This is a genomic window from Albidovulum sediminicola, assembly GCF_025751575.1.
Classification (GTDB): domain Bacteria; phylum Pseudomonadota; class Alphaproteobacteria; order Rhodobacterales; family Rhodobacteraceae; genus Albidovulum; species Albidovulum sediminicola.
Window position 1 is genome coordinate 63,962 of record NZ_JAOWLA010000006.1, and the last position, 15,787, is coordinate 79,748.

General features: G+C 66.9%; 15 protein-coding genes. 7 read left to right on the forward strand and 8 right to left on the reverse strand.

Annotation, left to right across the window (positions count from 1 at the left end; genetic code table 11):
- The first annotated feature begins 55 nt into the window (after positions 1–55).
- Positions 56–826, forward strand: a complete 771-nt coding sequence (locus OE647_RS07865; protein WP_263721168.1) for an SDR family NAD(P)-dependent oxidoreductase — start codon at positions 56–58, stop codon at positions 824–826.
- Between the two features lie 104 nt (positions 827–930).
- Here OE647_RS07865 and eno read toward each other — a convergent pair whose 3' ends face one another.
- The 4 genes from eno to OE647_RS07885 all read right to left on the reverse strand — a co-directional run bounded on the left by eno (position 931) and on the right by OE647_RS07885 (position 4,500).
- Positions 931–2,208, reverse strand: a complete 1,278-nt coding sequence (gene eno, locus OE647_RS07870; protein ID WP_263721169.1) for a phosphopyruvate hydratase — start codon at positions 2,206–2,208, stop codon at positions 931–933.
- 74 nt (positions 2,209–2,282) lie between these two features.
- Positions 2,283–3,164: a DMT family transporter gene (locus OE647_RS07875; protein ID WP_263721170.1), complete on the reverse strand. Its 882-nt coding sequence runs from the start codon at positions 3,162–3,164 to the stop codon at positions 2,283–2,285.
- Positions 3,165–3,170: 6 nt separating this feature from the next.
- Positions 3,171–3,593, reverse strand: coding sequence for a Fur family transcriptional regulator (locus OE647_RS07880; RefSeq protein WP_263721171.1), 423 nt, complete (start codon positions 3,591–3,593; stop codon positions 3,171–3,173).
- A gap of 205 nt (positions 3,594–3,798) precedes the next feature.
- Positions 3,799–4,500, reverse strand: coding sequence for an endonuclease/exonuclease/phosphatase family protein (locus OE647_RS07885; protein ID WP_263721172.1), 702 nt, complete (start codon positions 4,498–4,500; stop codon positions 3,799–3,801).
- Between the two features lie 66 nt (positions 4,501–4,566).
- Between OE647_RS07885 and OE647_RS07890 the strand changes: the two genes are divergently transcribed.
- A complete protein-coding gene (locus tag OE647_RS07890; protein WP_263721173.1) occupies positions 4,567–5,211 on the forward strand; it encodes a hypothetical protein in 645 nt (214 codons plus the stop codon).
- A 5-nt stretch (positions 5,212–5,216) separates the two neighbouring features.
- Here OE647_RS07890 and OE647_RS07895 read toward each other — a convergent pair whose 3' ends face one another.
- The 4 genes from OE647_RS07895 to OE647_RS07910 all read right to left on the reverse strand — a co-directional run bounded on the left by OE647_RS07895 (position 5,217) and on the right by OE647_RS07910 (position 9,154).
- Complete coding sequence (locus OE647_RS07895; protein WP_263721174.1) at positions 5,217–6,641, reverse strand: protein adenylyltransferase SelO; 1,425 nt, start codon at positions 6,639–6,641, stop codon at positions 5,217–5,219.
- Positions 6,642–6,650: 9 nt separating this feature from the next.
- Entirely contained in the window at positions 6,651–7,100 is a 450-nt protein-coding gene (locus OE647_RS07900) for a GNAT family N-acetyltransferase (RefSeq protein WP_263721175.1), read from the reverse strand.
- Positions 7,097–8,032 (reverse strand): nucleoside hydrolase, encoded by a 936-nt coding sequence (locus OE647_RS07905; RefSeq protein ID WP_263721176.1) that lies wholly within the window; start codon positions 8,030–8,032, stop codon positions 7,097–7,099. Before OE647_RS07905 ends, OE647_RS07900 begins: the two co-directional genes overlap by 4 nt.
- Positions 8,033–8,149: 117 nt before the next feature.
- Complete coding sequence (locus OE647_RS07910; protein ID WP_263721177.1) at positions 8,150–9,154, reverse strand: Fe(3+) ABC transporter substrate-binding protein; 1,005 nt, start codon at positions 9,152–9,154, stop codon at positions 8,150–8,152.
- 173 nt (positions 9,155–9,327) lie between these two features.
- Between OE647_RS07910 and OE647_RS07915 the strand changes: the two genes are divergently transcribed.
- The 5 genes from OE647_RS07915 (at position 9,328) to OE647_RS07935 (ending at position 15,708) form a co-directional block, all read left to right on the forward strand.
- Positions 9,328–11,289: a heme lyase CcmF/NrfE family subunit gene (locus tag OE647_RS07915; RefSeq protein ID WP_263721178.1), complete on the forward strand. Its 1,962-nt coding sequence runs from the start codon at positions 9,328–9,330 to the stop codon at positions 11,287–11,289.
- Between the two features lie 5 nt (positions 11,290–11,294).
- On the forward strand, positions 11,295–11,747 hold the full coding sequence (locus tag OE647_RS07920) for a cytochrome c-type biogenesis protein (protein WP_263721179.1): 453 nt from the start codon (positions 11,295–11,297) through the stop codon (positions 11,745–11,747).
- A 67-nt stretch (positions 11,748–11,814) separates the two neighbouring features.
- Positions 11,815–12,591, forward strand: a complete 777-nt coding sequence (locus tag OE647_RS07925; protein ID WP_263721180.1) for an enoyl-CoA hydratase-related protein — start codon at positions 11,815–11,817, stop codon at positions 12,589–12,591.
- Positions 12,592–12,744: 153 nt separating this feature from the next.
- Positions 12,745–14,670, forward strand: a complete 1,926-nt coding sequence (locus tag OE647_RS07930; RefSeq protein ID WP_263721181.1) for an elongation factor G — start codon at positions 12,745–12,747, stop codon at positions 14,668–14,670.
- A gap of 168 nt (positions 14,671–14,838) precedes the next feature.
- Entirely contained in the window at positions 14,839–15,708 is an 870-nt protein-coding gene (locus OE647_RS07935) for an NAD(P)-dependent oxidoreductase (protein ID WP_263721182.1), read from the forward strand.
- The last annotated feature ends 79 nt before the right edge of the window (positions 15,709–15,787 follow it).

Consider the following 15,787-nt stretch of genomic DNA (forward strand, 5'->3'; position numbering starts at 1 on the left):
CTGCGGTCGCGATGCCTGATTACTCTGGCGGCGAATGGCAGGAACGGGGGCGGTCATGGCGGGCGTTGAAGGCAGGGTGGCACTGGTGACTGGCGCGGGCAGCGCAAGCGGGATCGGTTTTGCCTGCGCGAAGGTTCTGAAGGCACAGGGCGCGAAGGTCGCGATCAGCTCCACCACGTCGCGCATCCACGACCGCCGTGCGGAGCTGGGGGTGGAGGGCACCTCTGCCACGCCGGCCGACCTGACACGGCAGGAGGATGTCGACCGCCTCATCGCCGAGACGGAAGCCGCGCTGGGGCCGATCGATATCCTCGTGAACAACGCGGGCATGGTCCAGACGGGGCACGACACGGAATCCCGCAGCCTTGCCGACACGCCCGATGCCGACTGGGCTTTCGGGCTCGATATCAACCTGACCTCGGTCTTCCGGATGACCCGAGCGGTTCTGCCGGGGATGACCGCGCGGGGCTACGGCCGCATCGTCCAGATGTCCTCGGTCACGGGGCCGGTCGTCGGCATCCCGACCTCGGCCATCTATGCCTCCGCCAAGGCGGGCATTCTAGGCATGACCCGGGCGCTGGCCATCGACGTGGGCGGCAAGGGTGTGACGGTGAACTGCGTTGGCCCCGGCTGGATCCAGACCGGATCGTCAAGCGCGGCGGAGATCACCGCGGGGCGCTACACGCCGCTCGGCCGGCCCGGCCGGCCCGAGGAGGTCGCCCACGCGGTCCTATTCCTTGCCGCGGAAGAGGCGAGCTACATGACCGGGCAGCTTGTCGTGGTGGACGGCGGCAACACGATCCAGGAATACAAGGTCGCGCTTTAGGCCCCTGGGGCCGGGACCGCCTTCGGCGGGGGTATTTGGACAATGAAGAAGGGGCGGGGAAGAAGGGGCGGGCGGCGCGAACCGCCCCGCCCCTCGCGCAAGCCTCAGCCGCGCAGGATCGAGCGGCCGGCGTATTCGGCGGTCTCGCCCAGCATTTCCTCGATGCGGATCAGCTGGTTGTATTTCGCAAGCCGGTCGGACCGCGCGAGCGAGCCGGTCTTGATCTGGCCGCAGTTCGTCGCGACGGCGAGGTCGGCGATCGTCGCATCCTCGGTCTCGCCCGAGCGGTGCGACATGACGTTGGTGTAGCGCGCGCGGTGGGCCATATCGACGGCCTGGAGCGTTTCGGTCAGCGTGCCGATCTGGTTGACCTTGACCAGCATGGAGTTCGCCACGCCCTGCTTGATCCCCTGCGACAGGCGCACGGGGTTGGTGACGAAGAGGTCGTCGCCCACCAGCTGGCACTTGTTGCCCAGCACGTCGGTCAGGTGTTTCCAGCCGGACCAGTCATCCTCGGCGCAGCCGTCCTCGATCGAGATGATCGGGTAGTCGGCAACCAGCGCCGCGAGGTAGGCCACGTTTTCCTCCGGCGACAGGGTCTTGCCCTCGCCCGAAAGTACATATTTCCCGTCCTTGAAGTATTCGGTCGAGGCGCAGTCGAGCGCCAGGTGGATGTCCTCGCCGGGCTTGTAGCCCGCCTTCTCGATCGCCTTGAGGATGAAGTCGAGCGCCGCGCGGGTGGAGGAGAGGTTCGGGGCAAAGCCGCCCTCGTCGCCGACGCCGGTGGCGAGGCCCGCCGCCGACAGCTCCTTCTTCAGCGTGTGGAAGACTTCCGATCCCATGCGCACCGCCTCGCGGATGTTCGCGGCGGCGACGGGCATGATCATGAATTCCTGGATGTCGATCGGGTTGTCGGCATGTTCACCGCCGTTGATGATGTTCATCATCGGCACCGGCAGGACGCGGGCATTGGTGCCGCCGACGTAGCGGTAAAGCGGCTGGCTGGTGAAATCGGCCGCGGCCTTAGCGACCGCGAGGGAGACGCCGAGGATCGCGTTCGCGCCCAGGCGCGCCTTGTTCGGCGTGCCGTCAAGCTCGATCATCAGGCGGTCGATCTCGACCTGTTCGGTCGCGTCGGCGCCCAGAAGGTTTTCGGCGATCTCGCCGTTGACGGCGGCGACCGCCTCCTGCACACCTTTGCCCATGTAGCGCGACTTGTCGCCGTCACGCTTCTCGACCGCCTCATGCGCGCCGGTCGAGGCGCCCGAGGGTACGGCCGCCCGGCCCATCGTGCCGTCTTCCAGCGTCACGTCGACCTCGACGGTCGGGTTGCCGCGGCTGTCGAGGATTTCGCGGGCGTGGATGTCGATGATCGTGCTCATGAGGCGCTCCCTGACGGCGGAAAGAATTGATACGCGCGGTGTTTACGCGGTTGGGGGCGCGAGGGAAAGGGAAATCAGGCCGGGCGGCGCGTTAGCGCTACCGAGACCGCCCGTTCCCGCAGGTAGGTGTAGAACGCGGCGCCGACGATCACCGCCGCGCCCGCCAGCGTCAGCGCGTCCGGATGCTCGGCAAAGACCACCATGCCGATGGCAAGCGACAGGACTAGGCGGGCATAGCGGAAGGGCATCAGCGCCGAGGCCTCGGCAAGCCGCATGGCGGCGACGATGGCGTAGTATCCGGTCGTCGAGCAGATCACCATCAGCACGATCTTCCACAGCACCTCCACCCCCGGCATGACCGGGCGATCGCCCAAGAGGATCAAGACCGCGCCCGCGATCGCGACCGCGAGGAACCCGTAGCAGGACACCGCGATGGAGGGCACATGCGACGGGATGCGGCGCGTGACGAGGTCGCGCAGCGCGATGAAGACCACCGTGACCACAACCAGAAGCGCCTCGACCCGGAAGCCCTCGGCGCCCGGACGGATGATCATCAGGACGCCGATGAAGCCCGCCAGCACCGCCAGCCAGCGCCGCCAGCCCACACGTTCGCCCATGAACAGTGCCGCACCCGCCGTCACGGCAAGAGGCGTCGCCTGAAAGACTGCCGCCACCGTCGATAGCGGCAGCAGCGACAGCGCGGTCACGAAGCTGACCGCACCGATCCCCTCGCTGAAGGTCCGCAGCAGCACGCTGGGCACCGTGGCGGCGTGGACCATTGCCGCGCGCCCGCCATCGCCCGCGGCAATCATGAAGACGAGCATCCCGGATACGCCGACCATGAGCAGCACCTGCCCGATCGGCAGCGTCTCTGTCAGGGACTTGATCAGCGCGTCCTCGACCGAGAAGACAGTCATGGAGTAAAGGACGAGCGCGATCCCGCGAAGGTTCGACATTGCGCCCTAGTCCCTCTTGCCGCGCTTGGCCGGCACGCCGAAAAGCTCCATCCGGTGGCCCTTGAGCTTGTAGCCAAGCCGTGCGGCGATCTTTTCCTGAAGCGCCTCGATCTCAGGGTCGCAGAACTCGATCACCTCGCCGGTCTCAAGGTCGATCAGGTGATCGTGGTGCTCGCGCTCCGCGTCTTCGTAACGGGCGCGGCCGTCGCCGAATTCCAGCTTCTCGACGATCCCCGTCTCCTCGAAGAGCCGGACCGTCCGGTAGACCGTCGCGAGCGAGATCTTGGGGTCCACCGCACAGGCGCGGGCATAAAGCTCCTCGACATCGGGGTGATCGTCGGAGGATTCGAGCACGCGCGCGATGACCCGACGTTGTTCCGTCAGTCGGAGGCCCTTGGCCTCGCAGCGCGCGATGATGCTTTCCGCCATGTGTCCGCTTCCCGGTCTTCGCCGCACGGTTTAAGGTGATCGTGGCGTAGGATAAAGCGGGAATTTCCCCTGATGCCATCCTTGACTTCGACCCCGGCGAAGGCTCCGGCACGTTCCCGTGCGGCGCATGGTGCATTGAGGCTCAATGCGTCTTGGGGGCGGCAGCCGGTCGCGTCGATGCCGGCAGCGCTGGGGACCGCCCCGATCAACCGTCTGCGGAAAGCGTGACATCCGCCCAGACCGGCAGATGGTCCGAGGCCACGCGGGCAAGCGCGGAGACGTGGACGCCCGCGTCCTTCAGGTGCCAGCCGTCGGAAAGCGCGATGCGGTCGAGCCGCCCGATCGGACGCGCCGCCGGAAAGGACCGGCCCGGCGCGTGAACGCGGAACGCCTCGGCGAATGGCGCCACCCCGTTGCGGGAGGACCACTCGTTGAAATCGCCCAGGATTGCCGCCGGCATGGCTTTCCGGGTCGAGATCGCCGCGCGGATCGCGGCCATCTGCATCAGCCGGTAACGCCGCAGAAGCCCCAGGTGAACGCCCACGACGCGGAAGGGTAGGCCATCGCGGACAAGGTCCGCCATCAGCGCGCCGCGCGGTTCAAGCCCGGGCAGCAGGATGCGCCGGATCTCCGTCACGTCGATCCCGTGGCGTAAAAGGATCGCCTGACCGTGCCAGCCGAGGCTCGGGCTGTCGGGGGCGAAGTCGGGGACGTGGTAGTCGGTCTGGTCCTCGACCAGCGACAGGGGCAGGGCTGCGGGGCGTTTGCCAAGGCGCAGGTCGACCTCTTGCAAGGCGATGATGTCCGCGCCGGTTTCGTTGATCACATCGATGATGCGGCCCGGCTTGCGGCGCCGGTCGAGCCCCACGCATTTGTGGACGTTGTAAGAGGCAAGTCGGAGTTTCATGTCCAAGGGTGTAGTCGCCCGCGCCGGGGACTTGAAGCGGGATGCGCGGGTACCTAGCCTTCTTTCATGTTGCACCGCCGCATCCTGCGCCAGCCGCTTGTGGTCCAGATCATCTGGGCCGTGCTGGTCGTGGCCTTCGTCGTGGCCCTGATCGAGGGGCGCTGGTCGCTGGCCTTCGTTTCGGCCGCGACTTTTGGCCTTTCACTGTTGCCGGTCCTCGCCTCGCGCCGCTTCGGCATTCGCCTGCCGGTGCGCTTCTTCGTCTGGATCGTGCTCTTCGTCTTCGGCACCATCTTCCTGGGGGAGGCGTTCGATTTCTACCATCGCTACTGGTGGTGGGATGTGATCTTGCATGCAGGCTCGGCGGTGGGCTTCGGCCTTGCCGGGTTCCTTTTCGTCTTCATGCTGTTTGAGGGCGACCGCTATGCCGCGCCCGCCTGGGCGGTAGCCTTCATCAGCTTCTGCTTCGCCCTTTCGATCGGCACGATGTGGGAGATCTTCGAGTTCGCGATGGACCAGATCTTCGGGCTGAACATGCAGAAGACCGGGTTGATCGACACGATGTGGGACCTGATCGTGGACACCGCGGGCGCCAGCATCGGGGCCATCGCCGGGCTTGCCTATCTCAAGGGGCAGGAACTGGGCGGGCTGACGGCCGCGATAAGGGAGTTCGTCGCCGCCAACCGGCGCTTCTTCCGCAAGCGCCGCTAGGGCGCTCAGGTGCCGCAGAAGGTCCGGCGCACCTCTTCCTCCGGCAGGGGGGCAAGGGCGAAGGCGGCATCGGCCTCCCGTTCCTCGAAGGGCTGCGCGAGCACCTTGTTCAGCCGGTGGAAGGGGGCGTAATCGCCTTCGGTGGCGGCCCGGATCGCCTCCTCCACCCGGTGGTTGCGCGGGATATAGGCGGGGTTGACCTTGCGCATGACCGCCTCTGGCGCCGGTTCCTCCGCGATGCGCGCGCGCCAGCGATCCTCCCACGCGGCAAAGGGGGCGGTGTCGGTGAATTCGGCGGCCGCCATGCCGGTCGCAAGGCCGCGGAAGACCCGGGTGAAGTCGGCGTTTTGTTGCGCCATGACCTCCAGGAGGGCCGCGATCAGAGCGTAGTCGTCCTCTTCAGGCCAGCTGATCCCGACCTTCGCCCGGAACAGCCTCAGCCATTCTTCCTCGTAGATCGCGGGGAAGCGGTTGATGCTTTCGGTCGCGGCCTCCACCGCCGGGCCCTCGGCGCCCATCAGCGGTAATAGGCAGGAGGCGAATTGCGCAAGGTTCCAGACCGCCACCCTTGGCTGATTGCCATAGGCGTAACGCCCGAACTGGTCGATCGAGGAAAATACCTTGCGCGGGTGGTAGCCGTCCATGAAGGCACAAGGGCCGTAGTCGATGGTTTCCCCCGACACCGCCATGTTGTCGGTGTTCATCACGCCGTGGATGAAGCCGAGGCTCATCCACCGCGCGATCAGGCGCGCCTGGCGTTCGGTGACGGCGTCGAGCAGCGCAAGCGGATCTTCTGCGCCGGGGTAGTGGCGTGCGATCACATGGCGCGTCAGAAGGTCGAGCGCCTCCGCATCCTCGCGCGCGGCGAAATACTGGAAGGTGCCGACGCGGATATGGCTGGCCGCCACGCGCGTCAGCACCGCGCCGGGCAGGCCGGTTTCGCGCCAGACCACCTCACCCGTCGTCACCGCCGCCAAGGCCCGCGTGGTCGGCACAGCCAGTGCCGCCATCGCTTCCGAAACGATGTATTCGCGGATCACCGGCCCGATCGCCGCGCGCCCGTCGCCCCGGCGCGAAAACGGCGTTTGGCCCGCGCCCTTCAGCTGGATATCGACCCGCCGCCCGTCCGGCGCCACGACCTCGCCCAGAAGGATCGCGCGGCCGTCGCCGAGCTGCGGCACCCAGTTGCCGAACTGATGCCCGGCGTAGGCCTGGGCCAGCGGTTCGGCGCCGTCTGGCGGCGTGTTGCCCGCAAAGGCTGCAACCGCCGCCTCTGTCCGCAACGCCGCAGGGTCGAGGCCAAGATCGCGCGCCAAAGCGTCGTTGACCGCGATCAGCGCGGGGTCGGCCACCGGCACGGGGGCTTGCCGCACATGGAAGCGGTCGGGCAGGCGTGCGTAGGAATTGTCGAAGGGCAGGGCGATGCTCATGGTCTTAATCTAGAGCTTGCGGGTCATCAGGAAATAGCGGTCCCGCGCCTCATAGCCCGCTTGCGCGTAAAATCTCTGTGCGTCGCGGTTGTCCCGCGCAACCTCCAGATGCAGGGCAACCACTCCCCGCGCCTTCAGGGCGCCTTCCAGATGCGCGAGCGCCGCCTTGCCCAGGCCGCGCTCGCGTGCCTCTGGCAGCACGAAAAGCTCATCCACGAAGGCATCTGGCCCGCCCAGTTCGATCGACCAGCCAAGCCCGGTGGCGATGTAGCCCAAGGGTGCGGCGCGCGGCCCGATCAGCCAGACCGCACCCAACTCGGTGCCCGCCAGCAGCGGGCCAAGCGCCGCGCGGCGCTGGGCGTCGTTTGTCTCGATCCCCTCGAACGCGTGATAGGCGGCGACCAGCGGCAGGAGGCGTTCCAGATCCTCTGGCCCCGCAAGGGTCAGCGCAGTTGTCATAGCCGCGCCAGGCGTTCGGTCAGGATCGCGTAGAAGCCGTCGCGGTCGATGCCGCCCAGGAACATCGCGTTGGGCTCGCGCCCCGTCACGCGCCACCAGTCGGCGACGGTCATGCCGGTGGTGAACTCGCCCGCCGTCTCGATCGTCACGTTGATGTGGCGGCCGGTGAATAGCTCGGGCTTCAACAGGTACCCGATGACGCAAGCGTCGTGGAGCGGCGCGCCTTGGCTGCCGTATTTCGCCATGTCGAAACGCTCGAAGAAGTCCGTCAGCCCCGCGACGGCATTGCCGACGCGTGTGCCCATGGCCCTGAGCTGTTCGATCCAGGCGCGCGATGTCAGCGCCTTGTGCGTCACGTCAAGCGGCACCACGACCAGCGGCGCGCCGGCGCGGAAGACGATATCGGCGGCCTCGGGGTCCACGTAGATATTGAACTCGGCGGCCGGGGTGACGTTGCCCACCTCGAAATAGGCCCCGCCCATCAGCACGATCTCCGCCACGCGGTCCACGATGTCGGGGGCGCGGGTGAAGGCGGTGGCGATGTTGGTCAGCGGACCGAGCGGGCAAAGCGTCACCGTGCCCGGCGCCTCGCGCCGCAGCGTCTCGATTAGGAAGTCGACGGCGTGGGCGGATTGCAGCGGCATCGTGGGCTCGAACAGCGCGATTCCGTCCAGGCCGGACTTGCCATGGACATATTCGGCGGTGACGAGCTTGCGCGTCAGCGGGCGGTCGCATCCGGCAAAGACGCGCACCCCGGGGCGGTCCGCGATCTCGCAGACGATGCGGGCGTTGCGCGTGGTCAGGTCCAGCGGCACGTTGCCCGCGACCGTGGTGATCCCCAGGACATCCAGTTCCCGCGAGGCCAGGGCCAAGAGGATCGCGACCGCGTCGTCCTGCCCCGGATCGGTGTCGATGATGATCTTGCGCGCCATGTCCTGCCTCACTCGAAGCGCCGAATTTGGCGTGGGCCGGGGGGCTTGTCCAGCGGCAAAGAAAAGACCCCGGCCGGAAGGGCCGGGGTCTTCGCGTCGATGGCCGGGAAGGGAGGCTCAGCCGTCGAAGTTCACTTCTTCCATGATCCGGAGCGCGTCGGGGCGCAGCCGCGCAAGGTCCATCAGGTTCACGCTGTCGGGCGTGAACGGCCCCCAGCTTTCGACAAGATCGGAGCTTGGGACGCCGGGCTTGACCGGGAACTCGTGGTTGATCTCGGCATAGATCTTCTGCGCCGCGTCCGAGGACAGGTACTCCATAAGCTTCAGCGCGTCGTCATGGTGCGGCGCGGCCTTGGTCATGGCGACGCCCGAGACGTTCACATGCGTGCCGCCGTCCTTGAAGACCGGGTAGACGATGCGGACGCTGTCGGCCCATTCCTTCTGCTCGGGATCGGCCAGCATTTCGCCCATGTAGTAGGTGTTGCCGAGAGAGATGTCGCATTCGCCCGCCCAGATCGACTTGACCTGGCCGCGGTCGTTGCCCTCGGGCTTGCGGGCGAGGTTGGCGCGCAGGGCGGTGGCCCATTCCTTCGCGGCCTCTTCGCCGTCGTGCGCGATCACACCCGCCATCAGGCCAAGGTTGTAGTCATGCGTGCCGGGGCGGGTGCAGATGCGGCCCTGCCACTTCGGATCGGCCAGATCCTCATAGGTGGTAACCTCGCCATCGGCCACGCGCTCCTTCGAGGCGTAGACGATCCGGGCGCGAGAGGTCAGGCCGAACCACTGGTTGCCGGGGTCGCGGAATTCCGCCGGGATATTCGCCGCAAGAACCTCGGATTCGACCGGCTGGGTCACGCCCGCGTCGACGATCTGCGCAAGCCGCGCAATGTCCACCGTCATCACCAGGTCGGCGGGGCTGCGGCTGCCTTCGGACACCAGGCGCTCCACCATCCCCTTGTCGACATAGGCCACATTGACCTCGATCCCGGTTTCCTGGGTGAAGGCGTCGAACAGCGGCTGCACAAGCTCCGGCTGGCGGTGCGAATAGACATTCACCTCTTGCGCGGCGGCGGGCAGGGCGATCGCCAGAAGCGGCAGCGACAGCATCATAAGGGTCTTCATTTCCTGAGTCCTTTTGTCGGATAGTCTGCGCCCCTGTTGCGCGATCCTGTGCGCCCCGTCAATACCCGAGTGAAAAAATCAGATAATTTTCGAAGCCCGCGACCCTCACGTCGCCGCGACATGCGCGCGCAGGCCATTGGCGCTGCCGCGGCAAGGCACTATGATCCGCCCTCATGATAGCAGAGCTTGGCCATTTCACCCTCATCCTTGCCCTGGGCGTTGCCCTTGTGCAGGCCATCGTTCCCCTGATCGGCGCCTGGCGGGGCTGGCCCGGCTGGATTGCCGTCGCGGTTCCGGCCGCGAAGATCCAGGTGATCCTGATCGCCGCCGCCTTCGCGGCGCTGACGCATGCCTTCGTCACCTCGGACTTTTCGCTCCGGGTGGTGGTGGAGAACTCCCACACGCTCAAGCCCATGCTCTACAAGGTCGCGGGCGTCTGGGGGAACCACGAGGGCTCAATGCTCCTTTGGGTGCTGATCCTGGCATTGTTCGGCGCGGCCGCCGCGGTCTTTGGCGGCGGGCTGCCTCCCCGGCTTCTGGCGCGGGTGCTCTCGGTGCAGGCGATGATCGGCGTGGCGTTTCTCGCCTTCGTCATCCTCACCTCCAACCCCTTCGACCGCGTGGGCTTGCCGCCCTTCGACGGGCATGACCTGAACCCGCTTCTGCAGGACCCCGGCCTCGCCTTCCATCCGCCGTTCCTCTACCTCGGCTATGTGGGGCTTTCGATGGCATTTTCCTTCGCCGTCGCCGCGCTGATCGAGGGGCGGGTCGATGCTGCCTGGGCGCGCTGGGTCCGTCCCTGGACGCTGGCGGCCTGGATGTTCCTGACCATCGGCATCGCGCTGGGGTCGTGGTGGGCCTATTACGAACTGGGCTGGGGCGGGTTTTGGTTCTGGGATCCGGTGGAAAACGCAAGCTTCATGCCCTGGCTTCTGGCGGCCGCGCTCCTGCATTCCGCGATCGTGGTGGAAAAGCGCGAGGCGCTGAAAAGCTGGACCATCCTCCTGGCGATCCTGGCCTTCGGCTTCTCGCTCATCGGGACCTTCATCGTCCGCTCCGGCGTGATCACCAGCGTCCACGCCTTTGCCAACGATCCGGAGCGGGGGGTATTCATACTTGCCATCCTCGCCATCTTCATCGGCGGGGCGCTTACGCTTTATGCCGCGCGGGCAAGCGCGCTTGAGGCGCGGGGCGTCTTCGGGGTGGTCAGCCGCGAATCCGCGCTGGTAATGAACAACGTGCTTCTGGCGGTCGCGGCCTTCGTCGTCTTCATCGGCACCGTCTGGCCGCTTTTCGCCGAGATGTTCTTTGACCGCAAACTGTCGGTCGGCGCGCCCTTCTTCGAAAAAGCCTTCACCCCCTTCATGGTGATCTTGGCTATCCTGTTGCCGGTCGGCGCGATCCTGCCCTGGAAGCGCGGCTCCGTCGCGAAGGTGCTGCGCCCGCTGGGCGGCGCGCTGGCCTTGGCGCTCGCCCTTGGCGCGCTTGCCTTCGCGATGCAGACCGGCAAGACCGCGCTGGCCCCGGTGGGCATCGCGCTGGGCGCATGGCTGGTCGCAGGCTCCGCGACCGAGCTTTGGCTGCGCGCGGGCCGCAACCCGAACCGCCTGCGGCGCCTGCCGCGCGCGGACTGGGGCAAGGCCGCCGCGCATTCCGGCCTTGGCATCGTCTTCATCGGCATTTCCACTTTGATGGCCTGGAGCATCGAGGATATCCGGGTGGCCAAGGTCGGGGAGACGTTCGATCTTGGCGATTACTCCGTGACGCTCGCCGATGTCGAAAAGACGCGGGGGCCGAACTACATGACGACCATGGCGACGATGGAGGTGGCGCTGCACGGCAAGCATGTCGCGACGCTCTACCCCGAGAAACGCTTCTATCCGGTCGCGAACATGCCCACGACCGAAGCCGCCATCGACAACGGCGTGTTCCGGGACCTCTACCTCGTGATCGGGGACGAACAGAAGAACGGCGGCTGGGCGGTCAGGACCTATGTCAAACCCTTTGCCAACTGGATCTGGGCGGGGTCCATCCTGATGGCGCTGGGCGGGCTTCTGAGCCTTTCGGACCGCCGCTACCGCGTGGCGGCGGGCGCGCGGCGCGGCGCCGTCGCGGCCGCCCAACCGGCGGAGTAGCGCGAATGAAACGGATACTGCTGGCGTTCTTCCTTCTGGCCACGCCGGTTTTGGCGGTCCAGCCGGACGAAATCCTGTCCGATCCCGCGCTTGAGGCGCGGGCACGCGAGATTTCTGCGGTTTTGCGCTGCCCCGTCTGCCAGGGCGAGACCATCGACGATTCCAATGCCCCGGTCGCGCGCGACCTGCGCCTTGTCGTGCGCGAAAGAGTGGTCGCGGGGGACACCGACGCGCAGGTGATCGACTATGTCGTCCAGCGCTTCGGAGAGTTCGTGCTTTTCGAACCCCAGGCGCGGGGGGCCAATATCATCCTCTGGGTCGCCGGGCCGGTGATGTTGCTGATCGCGCTGATGGGTGCCGCGCTTTACCTGCGCCGCCGCGGGGCCGCGACCGAGGCCGCGCCCACGCCGCTCGATGAGGACGAGTCCCGGCGCCTTAAGGAAATCCTGAAGGAGTGACGCACCGTTCCCCTTCCCCTTGCCGCCCCGCCCGCTAATCTGGCGCCGCCAGCAAGGGGAGGCGCACATGGCCTATCAGACGATCACAACCGAAACGGCCGAGGGGCTGAGCATCATTACCCTCACCCGGCCCGAGGTGATGAATGCGCTCAACACCCAGATGCGGGCGGAACTGACCGACGCGCTGCGCCGCGCCGCCGGTTCGTCGCGCTGCGTGGTGCTGACCGGCGCGGGGCGCGCCTTTTGCGCGGGCCAGGATCTGGGCGACCGGGCGCAGATCGCCGATATCGACCTCGAACGCACGCTCAGGGACGAATACGAACCCATGCTGCGGGCGATCATCGACTGCCCGGTGCCGGTCATCGCGGCGGTGAACGGGGCCGCCGCCGGGGCGGGGGCGAACCTTGCGCTGGCGGCCGATGTGGTGATCGCTGCTGAAAGCGCCTTCTTCAGCCAGGCTTTCGCGCGGATCGGCCTGCTGCCGGATGCGGGCGGCACCTGGTGGCTGCCGCGTCAGATGGGATTCGCGAAGGCGATGGGGGCGGCGCTTTTCGCCGACCGCATCCCGGCACGGCAGGCCTCCGACTGGGGGATGATCTGGGAATGCGTCCCTGATGCCGAGTTCGACGCCCATTGGCGCGCCCGCGCCGGGCATCTGGCCAACGGGCCGACCGTCGCCTATCGCAACATGAAGATCGCGCTGCGATCCGCGTGGGACCGCGACCTTGACGGCCAGCTGTCGCTGGAGGCGAAACTCCAGGGCGAATGCGGCATGACCAACGACTTCAAGGAGGGGGTGATCGCCTTCCTCGAAAAACGCCCCGCGAGTTTCGAGGGGCGCTGATAAGCCGCGGCGCTTTTCCGCACCACGCCCATGTCCCGGCTTGACCGGAACCCTTTCCCGCCCGAAGGTTGAACCAGAGGGCGCATGGCCCCTTGGCACGAGGGGCCGGCGATCCGCCGCACCCTCTTCAATGTGCCGAACGGGGAGGTATTCATGCGTTGCATCACAGTCCTGGGCCCATCGCATTCGGGCAAGAGCGAGCTGGTCAAACAGCTCGCCAATCTCGACGGCAAGCCCGCGCGAAGTGAAAGCGCGGGCCATCTGTCGCTGACCCGTTTCGGCTTCATGGGCGAGGAGTGGTGTGCGATCGACATGGCTGGCGGGCCCGAGTTCGCGCGCATGGCGGGCGCGCCGCTTCTGGCCTCCGACGCGGCGGTGCTTTGCGTTTCTGCCGACCCGGAGGAGGCGGTCCTGGCCGCCCCCTGGCTCCGCGCGATCGAGGAATCGGGCGTGCCCTGCATGATCTTCATCAACCGGATGGACGCCCCGAAGGGCCGGGTACGCGACATCGTGGGGGCGCTTCAGGCCTATACCAATCACGCGATCGTCCTGCGCCAGATCCCGATCCGTGAGGGCGGGCAGATCGTGGGGGCGATCGACCTGATCTCCGAACGCGCCTGGCGCTACCGGGAGGGCCAGCCCTCCACCCTCGTTTCGATGCCCAAGGCGGAGGCGGAGCGCGAGCATGAGGCGCGCGCCGAGCTTTTGGAACACATGTCGGATTTCGACGACGCGCTTCTGGAGGAACTGATCGAGGATCATGAGCCCGCGACCGGCGCGCTTTTCGCCATCGCCAAGCGCGAAACCCAGGACAGCGTCCTGATCCCCACCTTCCTCGGCGCGGCAAGCCACATGAACGGCGTCATGCGGCTGATGAAGGCGCTGCGCCACGAGGCGCCGCAGGTCGCGGCGCTCAAGGCCCGGCTGGGGGAGGGCACTGCGCTGGCCGTGGGTTTTCACGCCCAGAACCGCAAGCACCTTGGCAAATGTGTCTTCCTGCGCGCGCTCGACGATGGGGTCGCGGCGGGGGGCCAACTGGGCGGCGACAACCTCGGCGGCCTTGTCGAGCTTGGCGGCAAGGGGCAGGCCGACCGGCTTGCCGCCGGAGAGGTCGCGGTGACGGTCAAGTCGGACCAGCTTGACGCGGGCAAGCTCTTTTCCGCCGCCGCCGCGCATGCGGCGCCCGCCTGGGCGGCGGGGTGCCCGCCCGCGCTGACGCGGATCGTGATGCCCGCGAACGAACGCGACGAGGTGCGCCTGTCGGCGGCGCTGGCGCGGCTGGCAGAGGCCGACCCGATGCTGTCGGTCGGTCAGGACGCCGCGACCGGCCACGCCGCGATCCGCCTGCAAGGCCCGATGCATCAGCGCCAGACGCTGGCCGCGCTTTCGGACGACTTCGGGATCGAGGTCACGATCGACGCCCCCGCACCGCGCTACTGCGAGACGATCTCGGCCCAGATCGACGAACACTATCGGCACCGCAAGCAGTCGGGCGGCGCCGGGCAATTCGCCGATGTCGCGCTGACGGTCGGACCGGTGACGCGCGGTGAGGGCTTCCGCTTCGGCGAGGTGGTGAAAGGGGGGGCGGTGCCGCGCAACTACATCCCCTCGGTCGAGGAAGGCGCGCGCGAGGCGCTCGACAAGGGACCCTTGGGCTTCCCGGTCATCGATGTCGCGGTGACGCTGACCGACGGCAAGTCGCACGCGGTGGACAGTTCCGACTTCGCCTTCCGCACCGCAGGACGGATGGGGGTGCGCGAGGCGCTGCAAAAGGCCGGCCCAGTGCTGCTGCAACCGATCGAGCGCGTCGATATCCACGTCCCCTCGGTCTATTCGGGCGCCATGGTTTCGCTCGTCTCGTCGATGAAGGGGCAGGTCCTGGGCTTCGACGCCGATCCGGGTTTCCGGGGCTGGGACATCTTCCGCGCGCTCATCCCCGCCTCCGCGACCGAGGACCTGGTGATGGCGCTCGGCTCTTCGACGCAAGGCACGGCCTGGCATGAGGCGACCTTCGATCACTACGAGGAGATCTACGGCAAGGAGGCCGAGAAGATCAGCAAGGAACATGCGGCCGCGTGAATGGGGCTGCCCGAAACGTCAGGACCTCCTGATCGAACGGACTGTCGCGCGGCAGGAATGGCCCGAGAGTGGATCGGACCAGGGGTCCCGACCTGATCTGCGGGGGTATGGCCTCTGCTCCCCCAAGGCGTGTGCAGGCCCGTCGCCGCAGCACCGGAGGGATTGGAGATGACAGGTGTTTCAGTTCTGGGTCTCGGGCTCATGGGTTCAGCGCTCGCCAGTGCATGGGAAAGGTCGGGCTTCGATCTTTCGGTCTGGAATCGGTCGCAGGGCCGCTACGCGGAGCTTCCCGCCCGGGGCATGACCGCGACCGGAAGTGTCGCCGAGGCCGTCGCGGCGAGCCCCTTTGTCGTTCTGTGCGTCGATAAGCCGGATTCGGTCCAAGCGCTTCTCAATACTCCCGAGGTGGCGCCGCATCTTGATGGGAAAACCGTGATCCAATTGAGTACCTGCCTGCCAAGTCAGGCAGACGAAGCGGAATGCTGGCTCCGGTCTCTTGGGGCGTCCTACCTCGACGGCGCGATACTTTGCGGACCGGCGGCCATTGGCACGAGCGACGGACAACTCCTCATTTGCGGAAAAGAGGAGGCCTACGCGCGCGCAAGGGATCTGATCGGCTGCCTCGGTGACGGGGTACAGTATCTGGGCGAGAATGTGAGAGCCGCCTCGACCCTGGACCTTGCCTGGCTCTCCACGCGGTTTGGCAAGTTCATGGGCATGATCCATGCGGCCAATCTATGCCGGTCCCAGGACGTGGATCTATCGCAGTTCATGGCGCTGTTCCCGGACGACGCCCAGATCCAGCACCATGTCGGGACAATTCGAGACGGCAATTATGATGCGCCGAGCGCGACGCTGAAGGTCTGGTCCGCTTCCCTGGATCTGCTTGTCCGTCAGGCCGAGGACGCCGGGATCAATGCCGAGTTCCCGGAACATGTCGCCCTGTTCTTCGAGCGCGCAGCAAAGGCCGGGTATCAGGACGCGCATGTCATGTCGCTTTACAAGGTCATGCGCGACGCCGCGCGCCGTGATGTCTGACGGATAGGCGGTTCAACTGCGATCCCTCTGCAAGGGACCTGAAAAAGAAAGGCCGCCCCGAAGGGCGGCCCGCTGTCGT

What these genes read in the sequence shown, in the direction of transcription:
- OE647_RS07865 (WP_263721168.1), top strand. Translation starts at nt 56, where the DNA reads ATGGCGGGCGTTGAAGGCAGGGTGGCACTGGTGACTGGCGCGGGCAGC.
- eno (WP_263721169.1), bottom strand. Translation starts at nt 2,208, where the DNA reads ATGAGCACGATCATCGACATCCACGCCCGCGAAATCCTCGACAGCCGC.
- OE647_RS07875 (WP_263721170.1), bottom strand. Translation starts at nt 3,164, where the DNA reads ATGTCGAACCTTCGCGGGATCGCGCTCGTCCTTTACTCCATGACTGTC.
- OE647_RS07880 (WP_263721171.1), bottom strand. Translation starts at nt 3,593, where the DNA reads ATGGCGGAAAGCATCATCGCGCGCTGCGAGGCCAAGGGCCTCCGACTG.
- OE647_RS07885 (WP_263721172.1), bottom strand. Translation starts at nt 4,500, where the DNA reads ATGAAACTCCGACTTGCCTCTTACAACGTCCACAAATGCGTGGGGCTC.
- OE647_RS07890 (WP_263721173.1), top strand. Translation starts at nt 4,567, where the DNA reads ATGTTGCACCGCCGCATCCTGCGCCAGCCGCTTGTGGTCCAGATCATC.
- OE647_RS07895 (WP_263721174.1), bottom strand. Translation starts at nt 6,641, where the DNA reads ATGAGCATCGCCCTGCCCTTCGACAATTCCTACGCACGCCTGCCCGAC.
- OE647_RS07900 (WP_263721175.1), bottom strand. Translation starts at nt 7,100, where the DNA reads ATGACAACTGCGCTGACCCTTGCGGGGCCAGAGGATCTGGAACGCCTC.
- OE647_RS07905 (WP_263721176.1), bottom strand. Translation starts at nt 8,032, where the DNA reads ATGGCGCGCAAGATCATCATCGACACCGATCCGGGGCAGGACGACGCG.
- OE647_RS07910 (WP_263721177.1), bottom strand. Translation starts at nt 9,154, where the DNA reads ATGAAGACCCTTATGATGCTGTCGCTGCCGCTTCTGGCGATCGCCCTG.
- OE647_RS07915 (WP_263721178.1), top strand. Translation starts at nt 9,328, where the DNA reads ATGATAGCAGAGCTTGGCCATTTCACCCTCATCCTTGCCCTGGGCGTT.
- OE647_RS07920 (WP_263721179.1), top strand. Translation starts at nt 11,295, where the DNA reads ATGAAACGGATACTGCTGGCGTTCTTCCTTCTGGCCACGCCGGTTTTG.
- OE647_RS07925 (WP_263721180.1), top strand. Translation starts at nt 11,815, where the DNA reads ATGGCCTATCAGACGATCACAACCGAAACGGCCGAGGGGCTGAGCATC.
- OE647_RS07930 (WP_263721181.1), top strand. Translation starts at nt 12,745, where the DNA reads ATGCGTTGCATCACAGTCCTGGGCCCATCGCATTCGGGCAAGAGCGAG.
- OE647_RS07935 (WP_263721182.1), top strand. Translation starts at nt 14,839, where the DNA reads ATGACAGGTGTTTCAGTTCTGGGTCTCGGGCTCATGGGTTCAGCGCTC.